This is a genomic window from Kitasatospora brasiliensis (assembly GCF_032654805.1).
Taxonomy (GTDB): Bacteria; Actinomycetota; Actinomycetes; order Streptomycetales; family Streptomycetaceae; genus Kitasatospora; species Kitasatospora brasiliensis.
The window spans coordinates 963,594-982,095 of the sequence record NZ_JAUOOW010000002.1 but is presented as its reverse complement, the minus strand read 5'-3'; the positions used below and the strand labels follow the sequence as shown (position 1 = coordinate 982,095).

At 74.4% G+C, this 18,502-nt stretch carries 14 protein-coding genes; 5 read left to right on the top strand and 9 right to left on the bottom strand.

The window, feature by feature from the left end:
* Window positions 1-2 precede the first annotated feature (2 nt).
* From sucC to QWJ13_RS12325, 4 genes are all read right to left on the bottom strand, one after another.
* Complete coding sequence (gene sucC, locus QWJ13_RS12340; protein ID WP_316523715.1) at window positions 3-1,175, bottom strand: ADP-forming succinate--CoA ligase subunit beta; 1,173 nt, start codon at window positions 1,173-1,175, stop codon at window positions 3-5.
* A 305-nt stretch (window positions 1,176-1,480) separates the two neighbouring features.
* On the bottom strand, window positions 1,481-2,647 hold the full coding sequence (locus tag QWJ13_RS12335) for a VWA domain-containing protein (RefSeq protein WP_316523713.1): 1,167 nt from the start codon (window positions 2,645-2,647) through the stop codon (window positions 1,481-1,483).
* Between the two features lie 34 nt (window positions 2,648-2,681).
* Window positions 2,682-5,012, bottom strand: coding sequence for a DUF5682 family protein (locus QWJ13_RS12330; RefSeq protein ID WP_316523711.1), 2,331 nt, complete (start codon window positions 5,010-5,012; stop codon window positions 2,682-2,684).
* Complete coding sequence (locus QWJ13_RS12325; protein ID WP_316523709.1) at window positions 5,009-6,091, bottom strand: ATP-binding protein; 1,083 nt, start codon at window positions 6,089-6,091, stop codon at window positions 5,009-5,011. The genes QWJ13_RS12330 and QWJ13_RS12325 overlap by 4 nt, the downstream gene beginning before the upstream one ends.
* Window positions 6,092-6,256: 165 nt before the next feature.
* Between QWJ13_RS12325 and QWJ13_RS12320 the strand changes: the two genes are divergently transcribed.
* Window positions 6,257-7,555, top strand: coding sequence for an SWIM zinc finger family protein (locus QWJ13_RS12320; RefSeq protein ID WP_316523708.1), 1,299 nt, complete (start codon window positions 6,257-6,259; stop codon window positions 7,553-7,555).
* 11 nt (window positions 7,556-7,566) lie between these two features.
* The gene (locus QWJ13_RS12315; RefSeq protein WP_316523707.1) at window positions 7,567-9,165 is read left to right on the top strand and encodes a DUF5691 domain-containing protein; all 1,599 of its coding nucleotides are present in this window, start codon (window positions 7,567-7,569) and stop codon (window positions 9,163-9,165) included.
* Between the two features lie 61 nt (window positions 9,166-9,226).
* On the opposite strand, the gene icmB is transcribed toward QWJ13_RS12315, so the two are convergent.
* Window positions 9,227-9,631, bottom strand: a complete 405-nt coding sequence (gene icmB, locus QWJ13_RS12310) for a coenzyme B12-dependent isobutyryl CoA mutase small subunit (protein WP_316523706.1) — start codon at window positions 9,629-9,631, stop codon at window positions 9,227-9,229.
* A gap of 325 nt (window positions 9,632-9,956) precedes the next feature.
* On the opposite strand from icmB, the gene QWJ13_RS12305 reads away from it, so the two are divergent.
* Window positions 9,957-10,781 (top strand): M23 family metallopeptidase, encoded by an 825-nt coding sequence (locus QWJ13_RS12305; protein WP_316523704.1) that lies wholly within the window; start codon window positions 9,957-9,959, stop codon window positions 10,779-10,781.
* An 18-nt stretch (window positions 10,782-10,799) separates the two neighbouring features.
* Here QWJ13_RS12305 and pcrA read toward each other — a convergent pair whose 3' ends face one another.
* The 3 genes from pcrA to QWJ13_RS12290 form a co-directional block, all read right to left on the bottom strand.
* Window positions 10,800-13,430 carry a DNA helicase PcrA gene (gene pcrA, locus QWJ13_RS12300; RefSeq protein ID WP_316523702.1) on the bottom strand — a complete coding sequence of 877 codons (2,631 nt, stop codon included), beginning with the start codon at window positions 13,428-13,430 and terminating at the stop codon, window positions 10,800-10,802.
* 77 nt (window positions 13,431-13,507) lie between these two features.
* Window positions 13,508-14,185, bottom strand: a complete 678-nt coding sequence (locus QWJ13_RS12295) for a LuxR C-terminal-related transcriptional regulator (protein WP_316523700.1) — start codon at window positions 14,183-14,185, stop codon at window positions 13,508-13,510.
* Window positions 14,178-15,515 carry an ATP-binding protein gene (locus QWJ13_RS12290; protein WP_432277497.1) on the bottom strand — a complete coding sequence of 446 codons (1,338 nt, stop codon included), beginning with the start codon at window positions 15,513-15,515 and terminating at the stop codon, window positions 14,178-14,180. The genes QWJ13_RS12295 and QWJ13_RS12290 overlap by 8 nt, the downstream gene beginning before the upstream one ends.
* 262 nt (window positions 15,516-15,777) lie before the next feature.
* On the opposite strand from QWJ13_RS12290, the gene QWJ13_RS12285 reads away from it, so the two are divergent.
* Together QWJ13_RS12285 and QWJ13_RS12280 are read left to right on the top strand one after the other, a co-directional pair.
* Window positions 15,778-17,217 carry a PspC domain-containing protein gene (locus QWJ13_RS12285; RefSeq protein ID WP_316523697.1) on the top strand — a complete coding sequence of 480 codons (1,440 nt, stop codon included), beginning with the start codon at window positions 15,778-15,780 and terminating at the stop codon, window positions 17,215-17,217.
* On the top strand, window positions 17,214-17,423 hold the full coding sequence (locus QWJ13_RS12280; protein WP_316523694.1) for a hypothetical protein: 210 nt from the start codon (window positions 17,214-17,216) through the stop codon (window positions 17,421-17,423). Before QWJ13_RS12285 ends, QWJ13_RS12280 begins: the two co-directional genes overlap by 4 nt.
* A gap of 18 nt (window positions 17,424-17,441) precedes the next feature.
* Here QWJ13_RS12280 and QWJ13_RS12275 read toward each other — a convergent pair whose 3' ends face one another.
* A complete protein-coding gene (locus QWJ13_RS12275; RefSeq protein WP_316523692.1) occupies window positions 17,442-18,488 on the bottom strand; it encodes a Rieske 2Fe-2S domain-containing protein in 1,047 nt (348 codons plus the stop codon).
* Window positions 18,489-18,502: the final 14 nt, after the last annotated feature.

The window sequence follows — 18,502 nt, the reverse complement described above, 5'->3', positions numbered from 1 at the left end:
CCTTACTTGTTGGCCAGCTCGGCGGCGCGGTCAGCGGCGCCGTCCATGGTGTCCACGCGCTGGACCAGCGGGTGGTTGGCGTCGTCGAGGATCTTGCGACCCAGCTCCGCGTTGTTGCCGTCCAGGCGGACGACCAGCGGCTTGGAGACGTTCTCGCCCTTGCTCTTCAGGAGCTCCAGGGCCTGCACGATGCCGTTGGCGACCGCGTCGCACGCGGTGATGCCACCGAAGACGTTGACGAAGACCGACTTGACGTCCGGGTCGCCCAGGATGATCTCCAGGCCGTTCGCCATGACCTCGGCGGACGCGCCGCCGCCGATGTCGAGGAAGTTGGCGGGCTTGACGCCACCGTGGTTCTCACCGGCGTAGGCGACCACGTCGAGGGTGCTCATGACGAGGCCCGCGCCGTTGCCGATGATGCCGACCTGGCCGTCGAGCTTGACGTAGTTCAGGCCCTTGGCCTTGGCGGCGGCCTCCAGCGGGTTGGCCGCGGCCTTGTCCTCCAGGGCCTCGTGCTCGGGCTGGCGGAACTCGGCGTTGTCGTCCAGGGAGACCTTGCCGTCGAGCGCGATGATCTTGCCGTCACCGGACTTGATCAGCGGGTTGACCTCGACGAGGAGGGCGTCTTCCTTGATGAAGACGGTCCACAGCTTCTGGAGGACGTCGGCGACCTGGTCGGCGATCTCGGCCGGGAACTTCGCCGCGGCGACGATCTCGGCGGCCTTCTCCGGGGTGCAGCCCTCGTTGGCGTCGACCGGGATCTTGGCGAGCGCGTCGGGGTTCTGCTCGGCGACGACCTCGATCTCCACGCCGCCCTCGACGCTGGCCATGGCCAGGAAGGTGCGGTTGGTGCGGTCCAGCAGGAACGAGACGTAGTACTCGTCCTTGATGTCCGCGGTCTGGGCCAGCATCACCTTGTTGACGGTGTGGCCCTTGATGTCCATGCCGAGGATCTGCTCGGCCTTGGCGACGGCGTCCGCCGGGTCGGCGGCGAGCTTGACGCCGCCGGCCTTGCCTCGGCCGCCCACCTTCACCTGAGCCTTGACGACGGCGCGGCCGCCGAAGCGCTCCGCGATGGCGGCAGCGTCTGCGGCGGTCTCGATGACATCGCCGTCAAGCACGGGCACGCCGTGCTTGGCGAAGAGGTCCCTCGCCTGGTACTCGAACAGGTCCACGTGTTTGTCCTTGTTCGTGGTCGCGGATTGTGTCTCTACGAGCGTGCCACGGCAGGATCTTCGCTGCGGGTCGTCGGGGCGGTGCGGGTACGCAGAGATACGGCCTTGCGGCCCACACAGCCACGGGCGCACACGTCAATCAACACGCGCGTCACGTCCGTCTGGCAGGTTATCCCCGTGGGACGGGCCTGTTCCGCCTCGGGGCCCGCCCGTCTTGGGTGAGAACCATCACAGACGGCCTGGCGCGGCGTGCCGGACGCCCGAGGACATCGATCGGGACGGATTAGCTCGTCCGGGTGAAGCCGTCACACTCCCTGGTCGGGCAGCGGGATCGGCCGCTTCTCGATGGCCGCCGCCATGATCTCCGGGAAGGCGTCCGGGGTGCAGGCGAAGGCGGGTGCGCCGAGCGAGGCCAGGGCGGCGGCGTGGGCGTGGTCGTACGCGGGCGCACCTTCGTCGGAGAGCGCGAGCAGGGCGATGAACTGGACGCCGGCCGCCTTCATCGCGGCGACCCGCTTGAGCATGCCGTCCCGGATGCCGCCCTCGTACAGGTCGCTGATCAGGACGACGATCGTCTCGGCGGGCCGGGTGATCTTCGACTGGCAGTAGGCGAGCGCCCGGTTGATGTCGGTGCCGCCGCCAAGCTGGGTGGCGAACAGCACGTCGACCGGGTCGGTGAGCTGCTCGGTGAGGTCGACCACCGAGGTGTCGAAGACGACCAGCCGGGTGTCCAGGGTGCGCATCGAGGAGAGCACCGCGCCGAAGACGGCGGAGTGGACGACCGAGGGCGCCATCGAGCCGGACTGGTCGACGCAGAGGATGACGTCCTTCTTCACGGCGCGCTGGGCGCGGGCGTAGCCGACCAGCCGCTCCGGGACGACGGTGCCGTGCTCGGGCAGGTAGTTCTTCAGGTTGGCCCGGATCGTGCGGTCCCAGTCGATGTCCCGGTGGCGGGGGCGGTTGACCTTGGCGCTGCGGTCGAGGGCGCCGCCGAGGGTGGCCCGGGTGCGGTCGGCGAGCCGGCGCTCCAGGTCGGCGACCACCTTGCCGACCACCGCCCGGGCGGTCTCCCGGGTGGTCTCGGGCAGCGCGTGCTTGAGCGAGAGCAGGGTGCCGACCAGGTGCACGTCCGGCTCGACGGCCTCCAGCATCTCCGGCTCCAGCAGCAGCCGCTCCAGGCCGAGCCGGGTGATCGCGTCCTGCTGCATCAGCTGGACGACGGTGGACGGGAAGTACTCGCGGATGTCGCCCAGCCAGCGGGCCACCTGCGGGGCCGAGCCGCCCAGCCCGGCGCTGCGGCGGGTGCCGCGGCCCGCCCGGGCGCCCTCGTCGGGGGCGCCGCGGTAGAGCGCGGCGAGGGCGCCGTCCATCGCGGCGTCGCGGCCGCGCAGGGTGTGGCCGGTGCCGTCGGCCTCGCCGCCGAGCACCAGCCGCCAGCGGCGCAGCCGTTCGTCGGTCGTGGGCGCTGCCATCTCGTCCTCCTCAGGGGTTGGGGTACGGCGGGTGTCAGGTGTCCCGTCCGGCGGCCTGCCGGGGGATCGTCGGGCGGACGCCGAGCAGCAGGGCCAGCACCGGGACGGTGGCGTCGGCGCGGGCGCGGTCCAGTTCGCCCGCCGGGGCCGGGGCCGCCGGGGGCTCACCGAGCGGGCCGGCCGCGACCCGGCTGCCGATGGTGGTGCGCACGCCCGCCTCCAGCGCGGCGAAGGTGCGGCGCAGCAGCGGCAGGACGTCGGTGAAGGCCTCGCCGCTCACCCCGGTCAGCCACTCGTCGAGCAGGGCGAGCAGCCGGGGGTCGTGCAGCAGCAGGGCGCCGCCGCCGGTCAGGAAGCCCTCCACCCAGCCGGCCGCGTCCGCCGGGGCGTTGGCGACGGAGAGCACCAGCCGCAGCCGTCGGCCCGCCTCCTCGGAGTCGAGCCGGCCGTCGTCCAGCAGCAGCCGTACGGCCCGGCCGCGCAGCAGTCCGGGGGCGCCGGTGGCCGGTCCGCCGGCCGGATCGCGGCGGGCCAGCGAGCGCAGCGCGGCGGCCCAGCGGTCGGCCAGGCCGGCCAGGTCGGCCGGCTCACCGCCGTCGGGGTCGCCGGCCGGGGCGGGGGCGGTGTCGGCGGCCAGCAGGGCGATCGCGCCGTGCACCTCGTCGAGGCGCCCGCGCATCTCCGCCGCGCCCTGGGCGTCCAGACCGACGCAGGCGGGCGGCAGGCCGACGCAGATCCGCTCGGCCAGGCCGGCGGCCGCCTCGGCGAGCGCGCCGTGGTCGGTGCCGCGCACGTCGCCGTAGCGCAGCGCGCGGACGAGTGCGGGCAGGGCGCCGGCCAGGTGGGCGACGTCGGTGTCCAGGGCCGCGCAGTCGGCGAGCACCCGCATCACGGCGGGCAGCGCGCCGGACAGCCCGGCCAGCAGGCAGGTCTCCACCAGGCCGGTCAGCTCGGCGAGCTCCTCGGCGGCGCGGGCGGTGCCGACGGCCTTGGCGGTGGCCGCCTCCTCGACGGTGGTGCCCCACTGGGCGGCCTCGGCGATCCGGACGGCGAACTCGGGCTGCCAGCACAGCCGCCAGCTCTCCCGGAACGTCCCGGTGGAGTTCACCGAGGAGCGCGCGGGCACGCCCCAGTCCACGCCCAGCAGCCGCAGCCGGTGCAGCAGCCGGGAGCGGGCCGCGTCGTTCTCCTTGCGCAGGTCGAGATCGAGGTCCTTGGGCGCGGCCTCGGGCTTGAGCCGCAGCGAGCGCTGCGACCGGGTCAGGTCGCGCTGGAGCGGCACCGCCGGCGCGGTGTCCGGGACCTCGCCGAGCTCGTCACCGACCACCAGGCGGTCCCGGACCAGCTCCAGGGCGATGTCCGAGCCGTCGCAGAGCACCGCGCGCACGGCGTCCAGGGTCTCGGTCAGCCCGGCGAGCGGGCGGCCGCGCAGCACGGCGAGGGTCTCGGCGAGCCGGACCGCCTCGATCACGTGCGCGGAGGAGACCGGGTGGTCCTCGGCGCGCAGCAGCTCGGCGGCCCGGGTGAGCCAGCGCGGCACCGGGTCCCCGTCGGTGGTGAACAGGTGGTGGTACCAGCCGGGGGACTGCACGCCGGCGCCGTAGCCGGTGGCCTGGGAGAGCCGGCGGTGCGTCCACGGCACCCAGGTGATGTCGGTGCGCACCTTCTTCGGCAGCCCGGCGAGCAGCGCCCGGTCGTGGGCGACGGTGGGCATCGCCTCCAGCGCGGGGACGTGGAAGGCCCCGCAGACCACGGCGATCCGGCAGTGCCCGGCGCGGCGGGCGGCGCGGATCTGCTGGCGCATGTACGCCTCGCGCAGCCTGTCCCGGCGGGACTCGCCGAGGCCCTCGGCGCGCAGGGCGCCCATCGCCTCGGCGACGGCTTCGAACGGCGCCAGCGCGTCGGTGCCGGGCGCGCGGTGCTCGACCACGTCCTCCCACCAGCGCTCGGCGTCGTCGTGCCCGGCCGCCTCGGCGAGCAGCGCCAGCGGGTCGGCGACCGGCTCGACGGACTCCTCCTCGGCCTCCGTCTTCTCCGGGGCCGGGGCGAAGCCGTACGCGGCGGGCAGGTCGATGAAGCGCACCGGCAGGTCGTGCTCCACCGCGTGCCGGATCGCCACCCACTCCGGGGAGAACTCGGCGTACGGCCAGAAGGCGGCCTTCGCCGGGTCGTCCACCGCGTGGGCGAGCAGGGCCACCGGCGGGACGAGGTCCTTCTCGGCGGCCAGGTGGACGATGGCGTCGGCCTCCGGCGGGCCCTCGACCAGCACCGCGTCCGGCTGCCACTGCGCCAGCGCGGCGGCCACCGCCCGGGCGGAGCCGGGGCCGTGGTGGCGGATGCCCAGCAGGGCCACCTCGGACGTCACGCGGTCACCTCGCGGGCGGCGCGGTAGAAGTCCTTCCAGCCGTCGCGCTCGCGCACCACCCCTTCGACGTACTCGCGCCACACGGCCTTGTCGGCCACCGGGTCGCGGACGACCGCGCCGAGGATGCCGGTCGTCACGTCCCCGGCGCGCAGCACGCCGTCGCCGAAGTGGGTGGCCAGGGCGAGTCCGTTGGTCACCACCGAGATCGCCTCGGCGGTGGAGAGGGTGCCGCTCGGGGTCTTGACCTTCGTCCGGCCGTCCACCGTGATGCCGGCCCGCAGCTCGCGGAAGACAGTGACCACCCGCCTGATCTCCTCGGCGCCGCCGGGCAGTTCGGGCAGTTCCAGGGAGCGGCCGAGCTGGTTGACCCGGCGGGTGACGATGTCGACCTCCTCGTCCAGCGAGCCCGGCAGCGGCAGCACCACGGTGTTGAAGCGGCGGCGCAGCGCGCTGGACAGCTCGTTGACGCCGCGGTCGCGGTCGTTGGCGGTGGCGATCACGTTGAAGCCGCGCACCGCCTGGGTCTCGGCGCCCAGCTCCGGGATCGGGAGCGTCTTCTCGGACAGGATGGTGATCAGACTGTCCTGAACGTCGGCCGGGATGCGGGTGAGCTCCTCGACCCGGGCGATCGTGCCGTCGGCCATCGCCCGCATCAGCGGCGAGGGCACCAGGGCGTCCCGGCTGGGGCCGTGGGTGAGCAGCTGGGCGTAGTTCCAGCCGTACCGGACGGCCTCCTCGGGGGTGCCGGCGGTGCCCTGCACCAGCCGGGTGGAGTCGCCGCTGATCGCCGCGGCCAGGTGCTCGGACACCCAGGTCTTCGCGGTGCCGGGCACGCCGAGCAGCAGCAGCGCGCGATCCGTCGCCAGGGTCGTCACGGCGACCTCGACGATCCGGCGCGGGCCGATGTACTTGGGGCTGATCCGGGTGCCGTCCGGCAGCTCGCCGCCCAGCAGGTAGGTGGCCACGGCCCACGGCGAGAGCTTCCAGCGCTCGGGGCGCGGCCGGTCGTCCTGCGCGGCCAGGGCGGCCAGTTCACCGGCGAAGGCGTCCTCGGCGTGCTGCCGCAGAACGTCGGTCATCTCGGGCTCCTTCGGGTCGGCCCCGGGCACACGGGTGCCCAGGGCGGAAGGGTGATCGGGGAGTCAGGACCTGTGGGACCAACACTGCACCGAGCCACTGACAACGGCCGACGGCGCCGGACGGGACGTCAGCCGCTGTCAGTGCCGCCGCCTACGGTCGGCGGCATGGAGGAACGCTGGAGCACCGAACACGTCCTGTCCCTGGCACCTGACGCCGCGTCGCAGAAGGCGGCGGGCAAGCTCTCCTCGCCCGCACCGTGGTCCGGCACCGGCACCGACGGCACCGCGGTCTGGGGCGAGTGCAAGGGCAGCGGCCGCACGCCGTACCGCACCGCGATCGAACTCGCCACGCCCGCCTACCAGTGCAGCTGCCCCAGCCGGAAGTTCCCGTGCAAGCACGCGCTCGGACTCCTCCTGCTGTGGAGCGGCTCCGACGGGGCCGTCCCGGCCGGCGAGCCCGCCGGCTGGGTGGACGAGTGGCTCAAGGGCCGCCAGGAGCGCGCCGAGAAGCGCGTGGAGAAGGTGCCGGACCCGGAGGCCGTCCGGCGCCGGGCCGAGAAGCGCGGCGCCGAGATCGCGCCCGGCGCGGCCGAGCTGCGGCTGCGCCTCGCCGACCGGGTCCGGCACGGCCTGGCCGACCAGTCCACCGCCGGCCCCTGGGAGGAGGTCGCCGCCCGGATGGTCGACGCCAAGGCCCCCGGACTGGCCACCCGGGTACGGGAGTTGGACACACTGCCGCAGGAGCGGCTGCTGGAGGAGTACGCGATGCTGCACTTGCTCGCCACCGCCGCCACCCGGGTCGGCGAGCTGCCGGCCGAGCTGGCCGCCACCGTCCAGGCCCGGGTCGGCCACACCCTGGAGAAGGCCGAGGTACTGGCCGGCCCCACCGTCCGCGACCGCTGGCTGGTGCTCGGCTCCCGGGACAGCTCGGACGAGCGGCTCACCACCCGCCGGATCTGGCTGCACGGCGCCAAGACCGGCCGCCCGGCGCTGCTGCTCGACTTCGGCCGCCCCGGCCAGGCCCCCGCCCTCGCCCTGCCCACCGGCCGCCTGGTGGAGGCCGAGGTCGGCTACTACCCGGGCGCCCACCCGCTGCGCGCCGCCCTCGGCGCGCGCTACGGCGCCCCCGAGCCGGACCCCGCCGACCCGCCCGCCGGGCTGACCGTCGCCGAGGCGGTGGCCGGCTACGGCACCGCCCTCGCCGACGACCCCTGGCTGGAGAGCCGGCCCACCGTGCTCGCCGACGTCGTCCCGGTCCGCACCCCGGACGGCTGGTACCTGACGGACGGCCACCACACGGTGCCCGTCCGCACCTCGTCCGTCCCGGAGTCGGCGCTGTGGCGGCTGGCCGCCGTCTCCACCGGCCGCCCGCTCACCGTCTTCGGCGAGTTCGGCCACCGGGGCTTCGACCCGGTCACGGCCTGGCCCGCCGGGCAGCGCCCGGTCGGCCTCACCAATCCTTAGGAGCACCCAGCATGACGATCACCCAGGACCCGTGGGAGACCCTGCACACCAGCGCCCTGCTCGGCACCGACCGCCGCCCGCTCCCGGCCGTCGCCCTGCCGCTCGCCGACGCCGTGGACCGGGGCGACCCGGCCACCGCGCTGCTGGAGCTGGCCGCCCTGGCCGCCGTCCGCCGCCGGGCCGGCGCGCTGCCCGTACCGACGGCCGAGCCGCCCGGCCCACCCGCGCCCGAGGACACCCGCCCGGAGCTGCCCGAGCCGGCCGCCCGACGGCTGGCCGTCCTGCTCTCGGGGCGTACGGGCGGCGGCAGCGGCACCCTGGCCAACCTGGCCGAGCTGCTCCCGCAGTGGCTCGCCACCGCCCGCGCGCGGGGCCTGCGCCCGCCCGCCGCGCTGATACCCGGCCTGCTCGACGCCGCCCGCGCCCGCAGCGAACTGCGCCCCGACGCCGTGGCGCTGGCCGGTCCGCTGGGCCGCTGGCTGGCCGAGCGCAACCCCGACTGGCGGTTCGTGCCGCGCACCGCCACCGCCGACGACGAACCGCGGCAGCCCACCGACGACCGGCTCTGGCACGAGGGCCTGTTCGCCGAGCGGGTCACCCATCTGACCCAGCTGCGCCGCCGCGATCCCGCGGCCGGCCTGGAGCTGCTGCGCGGCACCTGGTCCACCGAGCGCGCCGAGGACCGCCTGCTCTTCCTGGACGCCCTCCAGGACGGCCTCTCCCCCGCCGACGAACCGTTCCTGGAGGCCGCCCTCGGCGACCGCAGCAAGAACGTCCGGACCACCGCCGCCGAGCTGCTCTCCACCCTGCCCGGCTCCGCACTGGCCCACCGGATGGCCGAGCGCGCACGGGCCGCCGTACGCCTGGCCGGTGCCGGCACCCATCTGCTGGTCACCCCGCCCGCCGAGTGCGACGCCCGGATGCAGCGGGACGGGATCGCCCCCAAGTCCCCCACCGGGCGCGGCGAACGGGCCTGGTGGTTCGGCGAGGTGGTGGCCGCGGCGCCGCTGTCGCTCTGGCCGGAGAGCACCGGGCTGACGCCCGAGCAGCTGCTCGCCCTGCGGGTCGGCGACAGCATCGACGAGACCAGCAGCAGCTGGGCCGACGACCTGCGGGAGGCCTGGGCGCGGGCCGCCGTCCGCCAGCAGGACACCGACTGGGCGCGGGCGCTGCTCGGCCCGGCCCCGGCCCCGCCCGGCCGCGGCGCGCGGGGCCGGACGCCGCGCGCCACCGGCGCTCCGGCCAAGCTGCTGGCCGTCCTCCCGCCCGAGGAGCGGGCCGCCTGGACGGCCGCGTTCATCGAGGTGCACGGGCTGGGCGAGGCCTTCCAGCTGCTCGGCGCCTGCGCCACCCCGTGGACGCCGCCGCTGTCCACCGCCGTGGTGGCGGCCCTGGCCCGGGCGGCCCGCTCCGGGGCGTACCCGTGGAGCCACAGCGGGGTGCTCGGGATGACGGAGCGCGCGCTCGCCCCGGAGACGGCCGCCGCGGTGGAGGAGCTGGCCGCCGGGGCCACCCCGGACTCCGCCTGGTCCGAGACCTTCGCCCGGCTGGCCGGCACCCTGCGTTTCCGGGCGGCGATGCTCGCGGAGCTGGCGGAGCCCACCGGCTGAGCACGGCGGAGCGGGCCGGTCCCAGGTGCGTACGGACCGGCCCGCTCGGTGTGCCCGTGGGTCAGCCGGCCCGCAGGTTCGACTCGACCCAGGCGACCACGTCCCGGGTGGGCGTGCCCGGGGTGAAGATGTCCGCGACGCCCATCGCCTTGAGCTCGGCGATGTCCTCGTCCGGGATGATCCCCCCGCAGAAGACCTTGATGTCCGCCGCGTCGCGCTCCTTCAGCAGCTCCAGCACCCGCGCGCACAGCGTCATGTGGGCACCGGAGAGGATCGACAGCCCGATGCCGTCCGCGTCCTCCTGGATCGCGGTGTCGACGACCTGTTCGGGCGTCTGGTGCAGTCCGGTGTAGATGACCTCCATACCGGCGTCGCGCAGGGCGCGCGCGATGACCTTGGCACCACGGTCGTGACCGTCGAGCCCCGGCTTGGCGACCACCACACGGATCGGCCCCGACACACTCATCACTGCCTCCTGCTGGACCTCGTCGTCCACCATCCGACCGGACCGGGTGGGCCGACGGCTCGGTTAACGGTCAATAACCAACCTGAGGGGAGGTTAGCGCCACCCGGCACGGCTGACCGTGCCACCTCCCAAGAGGAGGGCAAAGTCACAGCTCCGGCCCTTGCTACCAGCGGGTATACCCGTCCTCCCCGCAACCTCCGCACAGACCGCCCGACCGACCCCTTGACATCCGGAGGGTTTTCCGGGGGATCGGCCTTGGAGTTACAGTCACGGCTGTTCTCCCTCGCCCGACGACGTCCGAGGCCCACCGAGGAGGCAGCCCCCGATGGCTCCCGAAGCAGCCACCCGTCCGACTCGCGCGGAACTGCGCCTCGCCGCCCGCGAGCAGTCCCGCGCCCAGCGCCGCGACGCCGCCAAGGCGGCCACCCGGACGGCGCTGTTGCGGGTCGCGCTGCCGTCGGTGGCCGCGCTCGGAGTGGCCGCGGCGGCCGCGATCACGGTGCAGGGCGAGACGGCCGACCAGCAGCGCGCCCAGGCCGCCGGCCAGGTGCCGCGGACCGCGGCGGACACCGCCCCGGACGGCGCGGCCGCCCAGGCCGCGCAGGCGGTCGCGACCGGCGGCCAGACCCAGGCCTCGCGCGGCGACGCCCGCCGGCCGCTGGCCGGCGCCCAGCCCACCGAGGCCCCGACCGAGGCCCCGGCAGCGGCCCCCACCGCCGAACCGACCCCCGAGCCGACGCCCGAACCGGCCAAGCCCAAGGCGGTCATGCCGGTCGCCCAGCACGGCCTGGGCGAACTGTTCGGCGCGGACGGCACCCACTGGGCCAACAAGCACACCGGCATCGACTTCCCGGTGAACGGCGGCTCCGAGGTCTACGCGGTGGCCGACGGCACCCTGCGCACCCAGTGGAACCCGTTCTACGGCTACATGACGATCATCAAGATGCCCGACGGCACCGAGGCCTGGTACTGCCACCTGCGGGCGTACAAGGTCCGCAAGGGCCCGGTGAAGCAGGGCGACCTGATCGCCTTCGTCGGCAGCAGCGGCAACAGCACCGGCCCGCACCTGCACTTCGAGATCCGGCCCCCGGGCAGCGGGCCGATCGACCCGCTGCCCTGGTTCCTCTCCAACGGGCTGGACCCGCGCTAGCGGATCACGGCTCCTCCGTCAGAGCTTCTCCACCGGCGCGTAGCGCAGCAGCAGCTGCTTGCGCCCCTCGGTGCCGAAGTCGACGGTGGCCTGCGCCCGGTCGCCGACGCCCGTCACGCCCACCACGGTGCCCAGCCCGAAGGTGTCGTGGGTGACCCGGTCGCCGACCGCGAGCGAGACGACGTCCCGCTCCACCGCCTTGCCGGCCCGCCGCGCCGACTGGCCCCAGCCCGCCTTCGGCGATGCCGCCGACGAGGACGAGGAGCGCGAACTCCCGCCCCCGGACGAGGACTTGCCCCAGGACGAGCCCGAGGAGTAGCCGCGCTGGACCGGCGCCTGCGCCGCCCCCGTGCGCTTCCACTCCACCAGCGCCTCCGGGATCTCCTCCAGGAACCGCGAGGCCGGGTTGTAGGCCGGCTGCCCCCAGGCGCTGCGCAGCACCGAGCGGGTCAGGTAGAGCCGCTCGCGGGCCCGGGTGAGCCCGACGTACGCGAGCCGGCGCTCCTCCTCCAGCTCCTTGACCTGGTTGAGCGCCCGCATGTGCGGGAAGATCCCGTCCTCCATGCCGGTCAGGAAAACCACCGGGAACTCCAGGCCCTTGGCGGTGTGCAGGGTCATCATGGTGATGACGCCCTGCCCGTCCGCGTCCTCGTCCGGGATCTGGTCCGAGTCGGCGACCAGGGCGACCCGCTCCAGGAAGTCGGCCAGCGAGCCGACCGGCGGGGTGCCCTCCTCCCCGGCGTCCGGCCGCTCGCCCGGGTCCTGCTCGTACTCCAGGGCGACGGAGGCGAGCTCCTGGAGGTTCTCCACCCGGGTCTCGTCCTGCGGGTCGGTGGACGCCTGGAGCTCAGCCAGGTAGCCGGTCTCCTCCAGGACGGCCTCCAGCACCGCCGCCGGGCCCGCGCCCGACTCGACGACCTGGCGCAGCCCGGCCATCAGGGTGTTGAACTTCTTGACGGCGTTGGCCGAGCGCGCGGCCATCCCGTACGCCTCGTCGACCCGCACCAGCGCCTGGGCGAAGGAGATCCGCTCCCGCGCGGCCAGCGCGTCGATCATCGCCTCGGCGCGCTCGCCGATGCCGCGCTTGGGCACGTTGAGGATCCGGCGCAGCGGCACGGTGTCCTCCGGGTTGGAGAGCACCCGCAGGTACGCCAGGACGTCCCGGACCTCCTTGCGCTCGTAGAAGCGCACCCCGCCGACCACCTTGTACGGCAGGCCGACCCGGATGAACACCTCCTCGAACACCCGGGACTGGGCGTTGGTCCGGTAGAAGATCGCGACGTCGCCGGGCTTGGCCTCGCCCTTGTCGGTGAGCCGGTCGATCTCGTCGGCGATGAACTGGGCCTCGCCGTGCTCGTCGTCCGCGACGTAGCCGACCACCTTCTCGCCGTGGTCCCCGGCCGTCCAGAGCTTCTTCTCGCGGCGGTTGGCGTTGCGCTCGATGACGGCGTTGGCGGCGCTGAGGATCGTCTGGGTGGAGCGGTAGTTCTGCTCCAGCAGGATCGTGGTGGCGTTCGGGTAGTCCTCCTCGAACTGGAGGATGTTGCGGATGGTCGCGCCGCGGAAGGCGTAGATCGACTGGTCCGCGTCACCGACCACGCACAGCTCGGCCGGCGGCACCTCGGCGAGCCGCCCGGCCGCCGGGTTCACCGGCTCGCCGTCCACGGTGCGCTTGGGCGCGTCGGCCACCGAGCCGCCGGTCAGCTCGCGCACCAGCGTGTACTGGGCGTGGTTGGTGTCCTGGTACTCGTCGACCAGGATGTGCCGGAACCGGCGCCGGTAGTGCTCGGCGACGTCGGGGAAGGCCTGGAGCAGGTTCACCGTCGTCATGATGATGTCGTCGAAGTCCAGCGCGTTGGCCTCGCGCAGCCGCCGCTGGTACAGCGCGTACGCCTCGGCGAGCTTCTTCTCCATCGGGTTGGCGGCCTGGTCGGCGAAGGTCTCCTCGTCGATCAGCTCGTTCTTGAGGTTGCTGACCTTCGCCGTGAAGGACTTCGGCGGGAACTGCTTCGGATCCAGGTCGAGGTCGCGGCAGACCAGCGACATCAGCCGCTGCGAGTCGGCCGAGTCGTAGATCGAGAAGCTGGAGGTGAAGCCCAGCTGCTTGGACTCGCGGCGCAGGATGCGCACGCAGGCGCTGTGGAACGTGGAGACCCACATCGCCCGGGCGCGCGGGCCGACCAGCGCCTCGACGCGCTCGCGCATCTCGCCGGCGGCCTTGTTGGTGAAGGTGATCGCCAGGATCTCGCCCGGCTGCACCCCGCGGGCGCCCAGCAGGTAGGCGATCCGGTGGGTCAGCACCCTGGTCTTGCCCGAGCCGGCGCCGGCCACGATGAGCAGCGGGGAGCCCGCGTGCAGCACCGCCTCGCGCTGCGGGTCGTTCATCCCCTCCAGCAGCTGTGCCGGGTCCACCACCGTCCGGGCGGCGCCGTTGCGGTACCAGGCGTCCCGCTCCGTCTCGGCGGCGCCCCCCGGCTCGTGGAAAGCCGTGGTCTGGAACAGCCCGTCCGGGATCGCCTCCTCGTACGCGTCGTACGGGACCTCGTCCTCGTACGGCGGGGGCTCCTCGCTGAGGGGGGCGGGCTGCTTCGACCCGGCGGCGGGTGCCTCGAAACCGGGGAGCGGAAGGTCGTCAAAGAGGCTACTCATGGCACATCGAGTCTATGGCCACCCGCCGACAAGCCCGCCCGGTCCCGGGGAACCGGACGGGCTCGTCGGCAGGACGATCAGACCAGGCGGCGGGCGGTGGCCCAGCGGGTCAGCTCGTGGCGGTTGCTCAGCTGGAGCTTGCGCAGCACGGCGGAGACGTGGCTCTCGACCGTCTTCACCGAGATGAACAGCTGCTTGGCGATCTCCTTGTACGCGTAGCCGCGGGCGATCAGCCGCAGCACCTCGCGCTCGCGCTGGGTGAGCCGGTCCAGGTCCTCGTCCACCGGCGGGGTGTCGGTGGCGGCGAAGGCGTCCAGCACGAAGCCGGCCAGCCGGGGCGAGAACACCGCGTCGCCGTCGGCGATCCGGAAGATCGCGTTCACCAGGTCGGTGCCGGTGATGGTCTTGGTGACGTAGCCGCGCGCGCCGCCGCGGATGACGCCGATCACGTCCTCGGCGGCGTCCGACACCGACAGCGCCAGGAACTTCACTCCCCCCTGCTCGCCCATCACCCCGACCGAGCGGCGCAGCACCTCGACGCCGCCGCCACCGGGCAGGTGGACGTCGAGCAGCACCACGTCGGGCCTGGTCTCGGCGACCACGCGGACCGCCGAATCCACGTCGTCGGCCTCGCCGACCACGTCGATGCCGGTCACCTCGGTGCGGCCGATCTCGGCCCTGACCCCCGTCCGGAACATCCGGTGGTCGTCCACCAGCACGACCCTGGCCGTGCGCTCCGGAGCTGCCTCAGTCATTCGTTCTCTCCATCTCCAGCTCGACCTCGGTACCGCCGCCCGCCGCCGGCCGCACCCGAGCGGTGCCGCCGTTGCGCTTCATCCGGCCGATGATCGACTCCCGTACGCCCATCCGGTCCTCGGGCACCGTGTCGGGGTCGAAACCGGGCCCGTGGTCGCGCACGAACACCGACACCGTCCTCCCCTCGACCTCGGCGTAGACCTGGACCGGTCCCCCGCCACCGTACTTGGCCGCGTTGACGGTCGCCTCCCTCGCGGCCTGCATCTGCGCCGCGATCCGCTCGTCCATCGGGCAGTCGCCGACGATCACCAGCTCGACCGGCACGCCGTGCCGGTCCTCGACCTCGGCGACGGCGGCGCGCAGGGACTCCGCCATGGTGTCCGGCGCGGCCTCGGCGGCGGCCTCCGGGCGGTACAGCCACAGCCGCAGCTCGCGCTCCTGGGAGCGGGCCAGCCGCAGCACCTCCTTGGGGTCCTCGGCCCGACGCTGGATCAGGGTCAGGGTGTGCAGCACCGAGTCGTGGATGTGCGCGGCGATCTCGGCCCGCTCCTGGGCGCGGATGCGGGCGGTCCGCTCGGCCCCGAGGTCCTGCCAGAGCCGCAGGCCGTACGGGCCGAGCAGCACCAGCACGCCGGCCAGCACCGCCAGCGAGGCCTCGATCACCGCACTGACCGTGGAGCCGCTGCCCTGCATGGCGAGCAGCGCGATGGTGCCGGCCACCGCGAGCAGCACGCCCGCGCCGACCCGGGTGTAGGCGCCGCGCCGCTTCTCGCCCTCCTCGATGCCGAACCAGCGCTGCCAGCGCGAGTCGTCGGCCTGCCGCCAGACCAGCGCCACGCCGACGCCGATCGCCAGCAGCGGCCAGGTGTACGGCTTGGCGGTCTGCAGGCCGAGCACGTTCAGCAGGGCGATCAGGCCGATCACCGTCATCACCAGGGCGGCGAGCTGGCCGAGGCCGCCCTGCCCGCCGGTGGCGGCCGGCGCGCTCTCCTCGCCCTCGGCGGGGGCGGTCACCGGCTCGCCCTGGAGGGTGTGCTGGAGCAGTCGGCGGGTGCGGCCGAGCCAGCCGGCGGCCCGGCCGCCGCCCTTGCTCAGCAGCCCGCCCTGGAGGCCGGGCGAGGCCGGGACGAACGCCCCGTTGAAGTACACCCACTGGGCGCCGCCGCGCTGCGAGGGCTCGCCGATGCCGATCGGCACCACGAACCAGAACGCGGCGTACAGCAGCGCGCCGGTCCCCTGGGCGAAGAACAGCAGCACGAAGGCGAACCGCACCCACCGCACCGGCAGCCCGAGGTGCACCGCCAGGCCGTGCGCGACGCCGCCCAGCATCCGCCCCCGCGGGCTGCGGTAGAGCCGTCGGTAGGGCGGCTTCCCGCCGTCGGGCGCGCTGGGGTCGGCACCGGCCGACGAGGCGGGGTCGGGGGTGAGGTTTCGGGGATCGGTACCGGGGGCTGCCACGCCCCGATGGTTCCACGCGCGCCCCCGCGGGCGCATCAGGGTGTGTCCCCATCCGGTATCAGGGACAAGTCAGGGTACGGACCGGGGTGGACCCTGTTGGGCCGCACCCGCCCCTGCCGGAAGGATGGTGCCCATGACCGATGACCCCCGCATCGAGGAGGCCGGGCCCGCCGCCCCGCCGGAACCGGACCGCCCGCCACTGACCCGGGCCGAGCAGCACCGCGTGGTGGCCGGTGTCTGCGGCGGCCTCGGCCGGCACCTGGACATCGACCCGGTGGTCTTCCGGGTCGTCACGGTGGTGCTCTGCCTCTCCGGCGGCCTCGGGCTGTTCCTGTACGGCCTGGCCTGGCTGATCGTCCCGACCGACGGCGAGGCCAAGGGCAGCGGCGGGCACACCGAGCTCCAGCGGGTGCTCACCGGCCGGGTGACCGGCCAGTCGGTCGGCGCGGTGCTGCTGACCGTGATCGGCACCGGGGTGTTCTTCTCCTCGATGGGCGACGGCGACCAGATGTTCCCGCTGCTGCTGCTCGGCGGCCTGGTCTTCCTGGCGGTGCGCTACGACCCGGAGCGCCGGCGCGGACGGGGTCGCGAGCGCCACCGCGGCGGCCCGTACGACCGGCACTTCCCCGAGCCCGAGGACACCGCGACCGCCGGCGGCGGGTACCGCTGGCCGCGGCCGGAGCAGGATCAGGCGGCCGGGCACGGCGCCGCCCCGTTCGCCGCGAAGGCCCCCGCCGACGGCCCGGCCCCCGCCCCCGGCGGCTACCTGTGGGACCCGCGCCACCCCGAGCGCAACCCGTACGGCAGCTCCTCGGCCGCCCCGACCCCGCCGTACGGCACCCCGGTACCCCCGGTCGGCGGCCCGGCCCAGCCCTGGTGGCAGCGCACCGACCTGCCGGAGGGCGACCCGCTGCGCAAGGAGCGCCCCGGACACCGCCCCGAGCCCGTCGCCGCACGGCGCTCCCGGGACCGCTCGGCGCTCGGCTTCTTCGGCTTCCTGCTGACGATCGGCGCGGGCGCCGCGGTCTGGGCCGCTTCCGCCGACCACCACACCACCGCCGTGCGGAGCACGGTGACGCTGGCCGCCGCGCTGCTGGTGGTGGGCCTGACGCTGCTGGTCGGCGCGAAGTTCGGCCGGGCCCGCCGGCTGGCGGCGACCGGTCTGCTGCTCACCTTGGTGCTGGCCTTCGTCGGCCACTCGCCGAAGTCCGTGGGCGACGCCGTCGGCAACCGCACCTGGACCGTCGCCTCGGCGGCCGACCTGAGCGACCGGTACAACCTGGGCGCCGGGGACATCCGGCTGGACCTGTCCGCGGTCGACCCGGCCGGGGCCGTCCTCACCACCAGGGTCGACCTCGGCGCCGGCGACATGACCGTCATCGTGCCGGACGACGTGACGGTGAACGTGACGACCAAGATCGGCCTCGGCAACGTCTCCGTCCCCGGCGCGCAACGCGACGGCACCGGGCGGCACGACTACCTGATCGGCCCTGCCAACGGGCAGCCGGCCAAGGGCACCCTCAATCTCGAACTCGGACTCGGGCTCGGCAACATCAAGGTGGTCCAGCAGTGAGGAAGCACCGGCTCGACCTGTTCTCGCTGATCGCGGGCGGGCTGTTCACCGTGATCGCGGTCGTCTACCTGGTCGCGGCGCTCAACGACCAGTCGGTGAACGGGCGGATCGTCATCCCGGTCGCCTTCATCGTGCTCGGCGTCGGTGGCCTGATCGGCGCCGTCGCGGCGGTGGCCCGGCGCGGCCGGCCCGACCGGGAGGAATGACCGGCGCCCCCTGGGCCGTCAGCTCTGCTGCGGGCCCAGGGTCAGCCGGTCCCCGTCCTTGGTGACGGCGTACCTGGGCAGCGGCTTGACGGCCGGCCCGTTGACCACCGCGCCGGTCGCCGCGTCGAACCGGGAGCCGTGGCAGGGGCAGTACATCTTGCCGTTCTTCGGCGCGTCCACGGCGCAGCCCGAGTGGGTGCACACCGCGGAGAAGGCGCAGTACTGGCCGGCCGTGGGCTGCACGATGTGGATCGTGTCCCCGGTGGCCGGGTCCTTGACCTGGGCCGAGCCGCCGACCGGCACGCTCGCGGCGGCCACCGTGGGGGCGGGCGTCGCGGCCTGGGTGGGGGCCGCCGTCGGGGCGGCGGGCTGGACCGGGGCGGCCGACTCCTTCGTCGCGGCCGACTTGTCCCGGCCGAAGGTGCGGGTCAGCGAGCCGGTGAGCAGCCCGGCCCCGCCGATCGCCACGGCCGCGATCCCGCCGTCCACCAGGGCCCGGCGCTTGACCTGCTCCTCGCCCAGCCCGCGCACCCGGTCCCGTTCGGCCCGGCGCGCCAGGTAGCCGTCCACCGAGAGGTACGGCGTGCCGACCAGCAGCAGCGGGATCCACGCCATCAGGTAGACCAGGTCGTTGCCGAGGTAGTACGGCGAGACGCTCCAGCTCACGGTCAGCCAGAGGCTGAGGTTGAGCAGCGCGCCGCCGAGCGCGGCAACCCGCCCCCAGAGGCCGAACAGGGTGCCCAGGCCCACCGCCAGCTCGCCGAAGGCGATGGCGAGCGCGAACAGGGTGGGGTGGTCGAGGGCGGGGCCCAGCAGGAAGGAGATCGGGCTGCCGCCCGCCTTGGCGGCCTGGGTCTGCGAGACGAAGGAGGCCGGGTCGCCCGCCCCGGCCAGGTAGTGCGCGTCGGAGAGCTTGTCCAGGGCGGCGTAGACGAAGGTGACGCCGAGGAAGAGCCGCAGGGGCAGCAGCGCGTACTTCGACGCGAACGCCCGCCGCTGCGCCGCCCGCTCGGCCCGTCCGGCCGCTCCCCCGCCGGCCGGCACCGGGTTGCTGGCCTCCGACATCCCTCACACCTTCC

What these genes read in the sequence shown, in the direction of transcription:
- QWJ13_RS12335 (WP_316523713.1), bottom strand. Translation starts at nt 2,647, where the DNA reads ATGGCAGCGCCCACGACCGACGAACGGCTGCGCCGCTGGCGGCTGGTG.
- QWJ13_RS12325 (WP_316523709.1), bottom strand. Translation starts at nt 6,091, where the DNA reads ATGACCGACGTTCTGCGGCAGCACGCCGAGGACGCCTTCGCCGGTGAA.
- QWJ13_RS12320 (WP_316523708.1), top strand. Translation starts at nt 6,257, where the DNA reads ATGGAGGAACGCTGGAGCACCGAACACGTCCTGTCCCTGGCACCTGAC.
- QWJ13_RS12315 (WP_316523707.1), top strand. Translation starts at nt 7,567, where the DNA reads ATGACGATCACCCAGGACCCGTGGGAGACCCTGCACACCAGCGCCCTG.
- icmB (WP_316523706.1), bottom strand. Translation starts at nt 9,631, where the DNA reads ATGAGTGTGTCGGGGCCGATCCGTGTGGTGGTCGCCAAGCCGGGGCTC.
- QWJ13_RS12305 (WP_316523704.1), top strand. Translation starts at nt 9,957, where the DNA reads ATGGCTCCCGAAGCAGCCACCCGTCCGACTCGCGCGGAACTGCGCCTC.
- pcrA (WP_316523702.1), bottom strand. Translation starts at nt 13,430, where the DNA reads ATGAGTAGCCTCTTTGACGACCTTCCGCTCCCCGGTTTCGAGGCACCC.
- QWJ13_RS12295 (WP_316523700.1), bottom strand. Translation starts at nt 14,185, where the DNA reads ATGACTGAGGCAGCTCCGGAGCGCACGGCCAGGGTCGTGCTGGTGGAC.
- QWJ13_RS12290 (WP_432277497.1), bottom strand. Translation starts at nt 15,515, where the DNA reads ATGCTGGGCGGCGTCGCGCACGGCCTGGCGGTGCACCTCGGGCTGCCG.
- QWJ13_RS12285 (WP_316523697.1), top strand. Translation starts at nt 15,778, where the DNA reads ATGACCGATGACCCCCGCATCGAGGAGGCCGGGCCCGCCGCCCCGCCG.
- QWJ13_RS12275 (WP_316523692.1), bottom strand. Translation starts at nt 18,488, where the DNA reads ATGTCGGAGGCCAGCAACCCGGTGCCGGCCGGCGGGGGAGCGGCCGGA.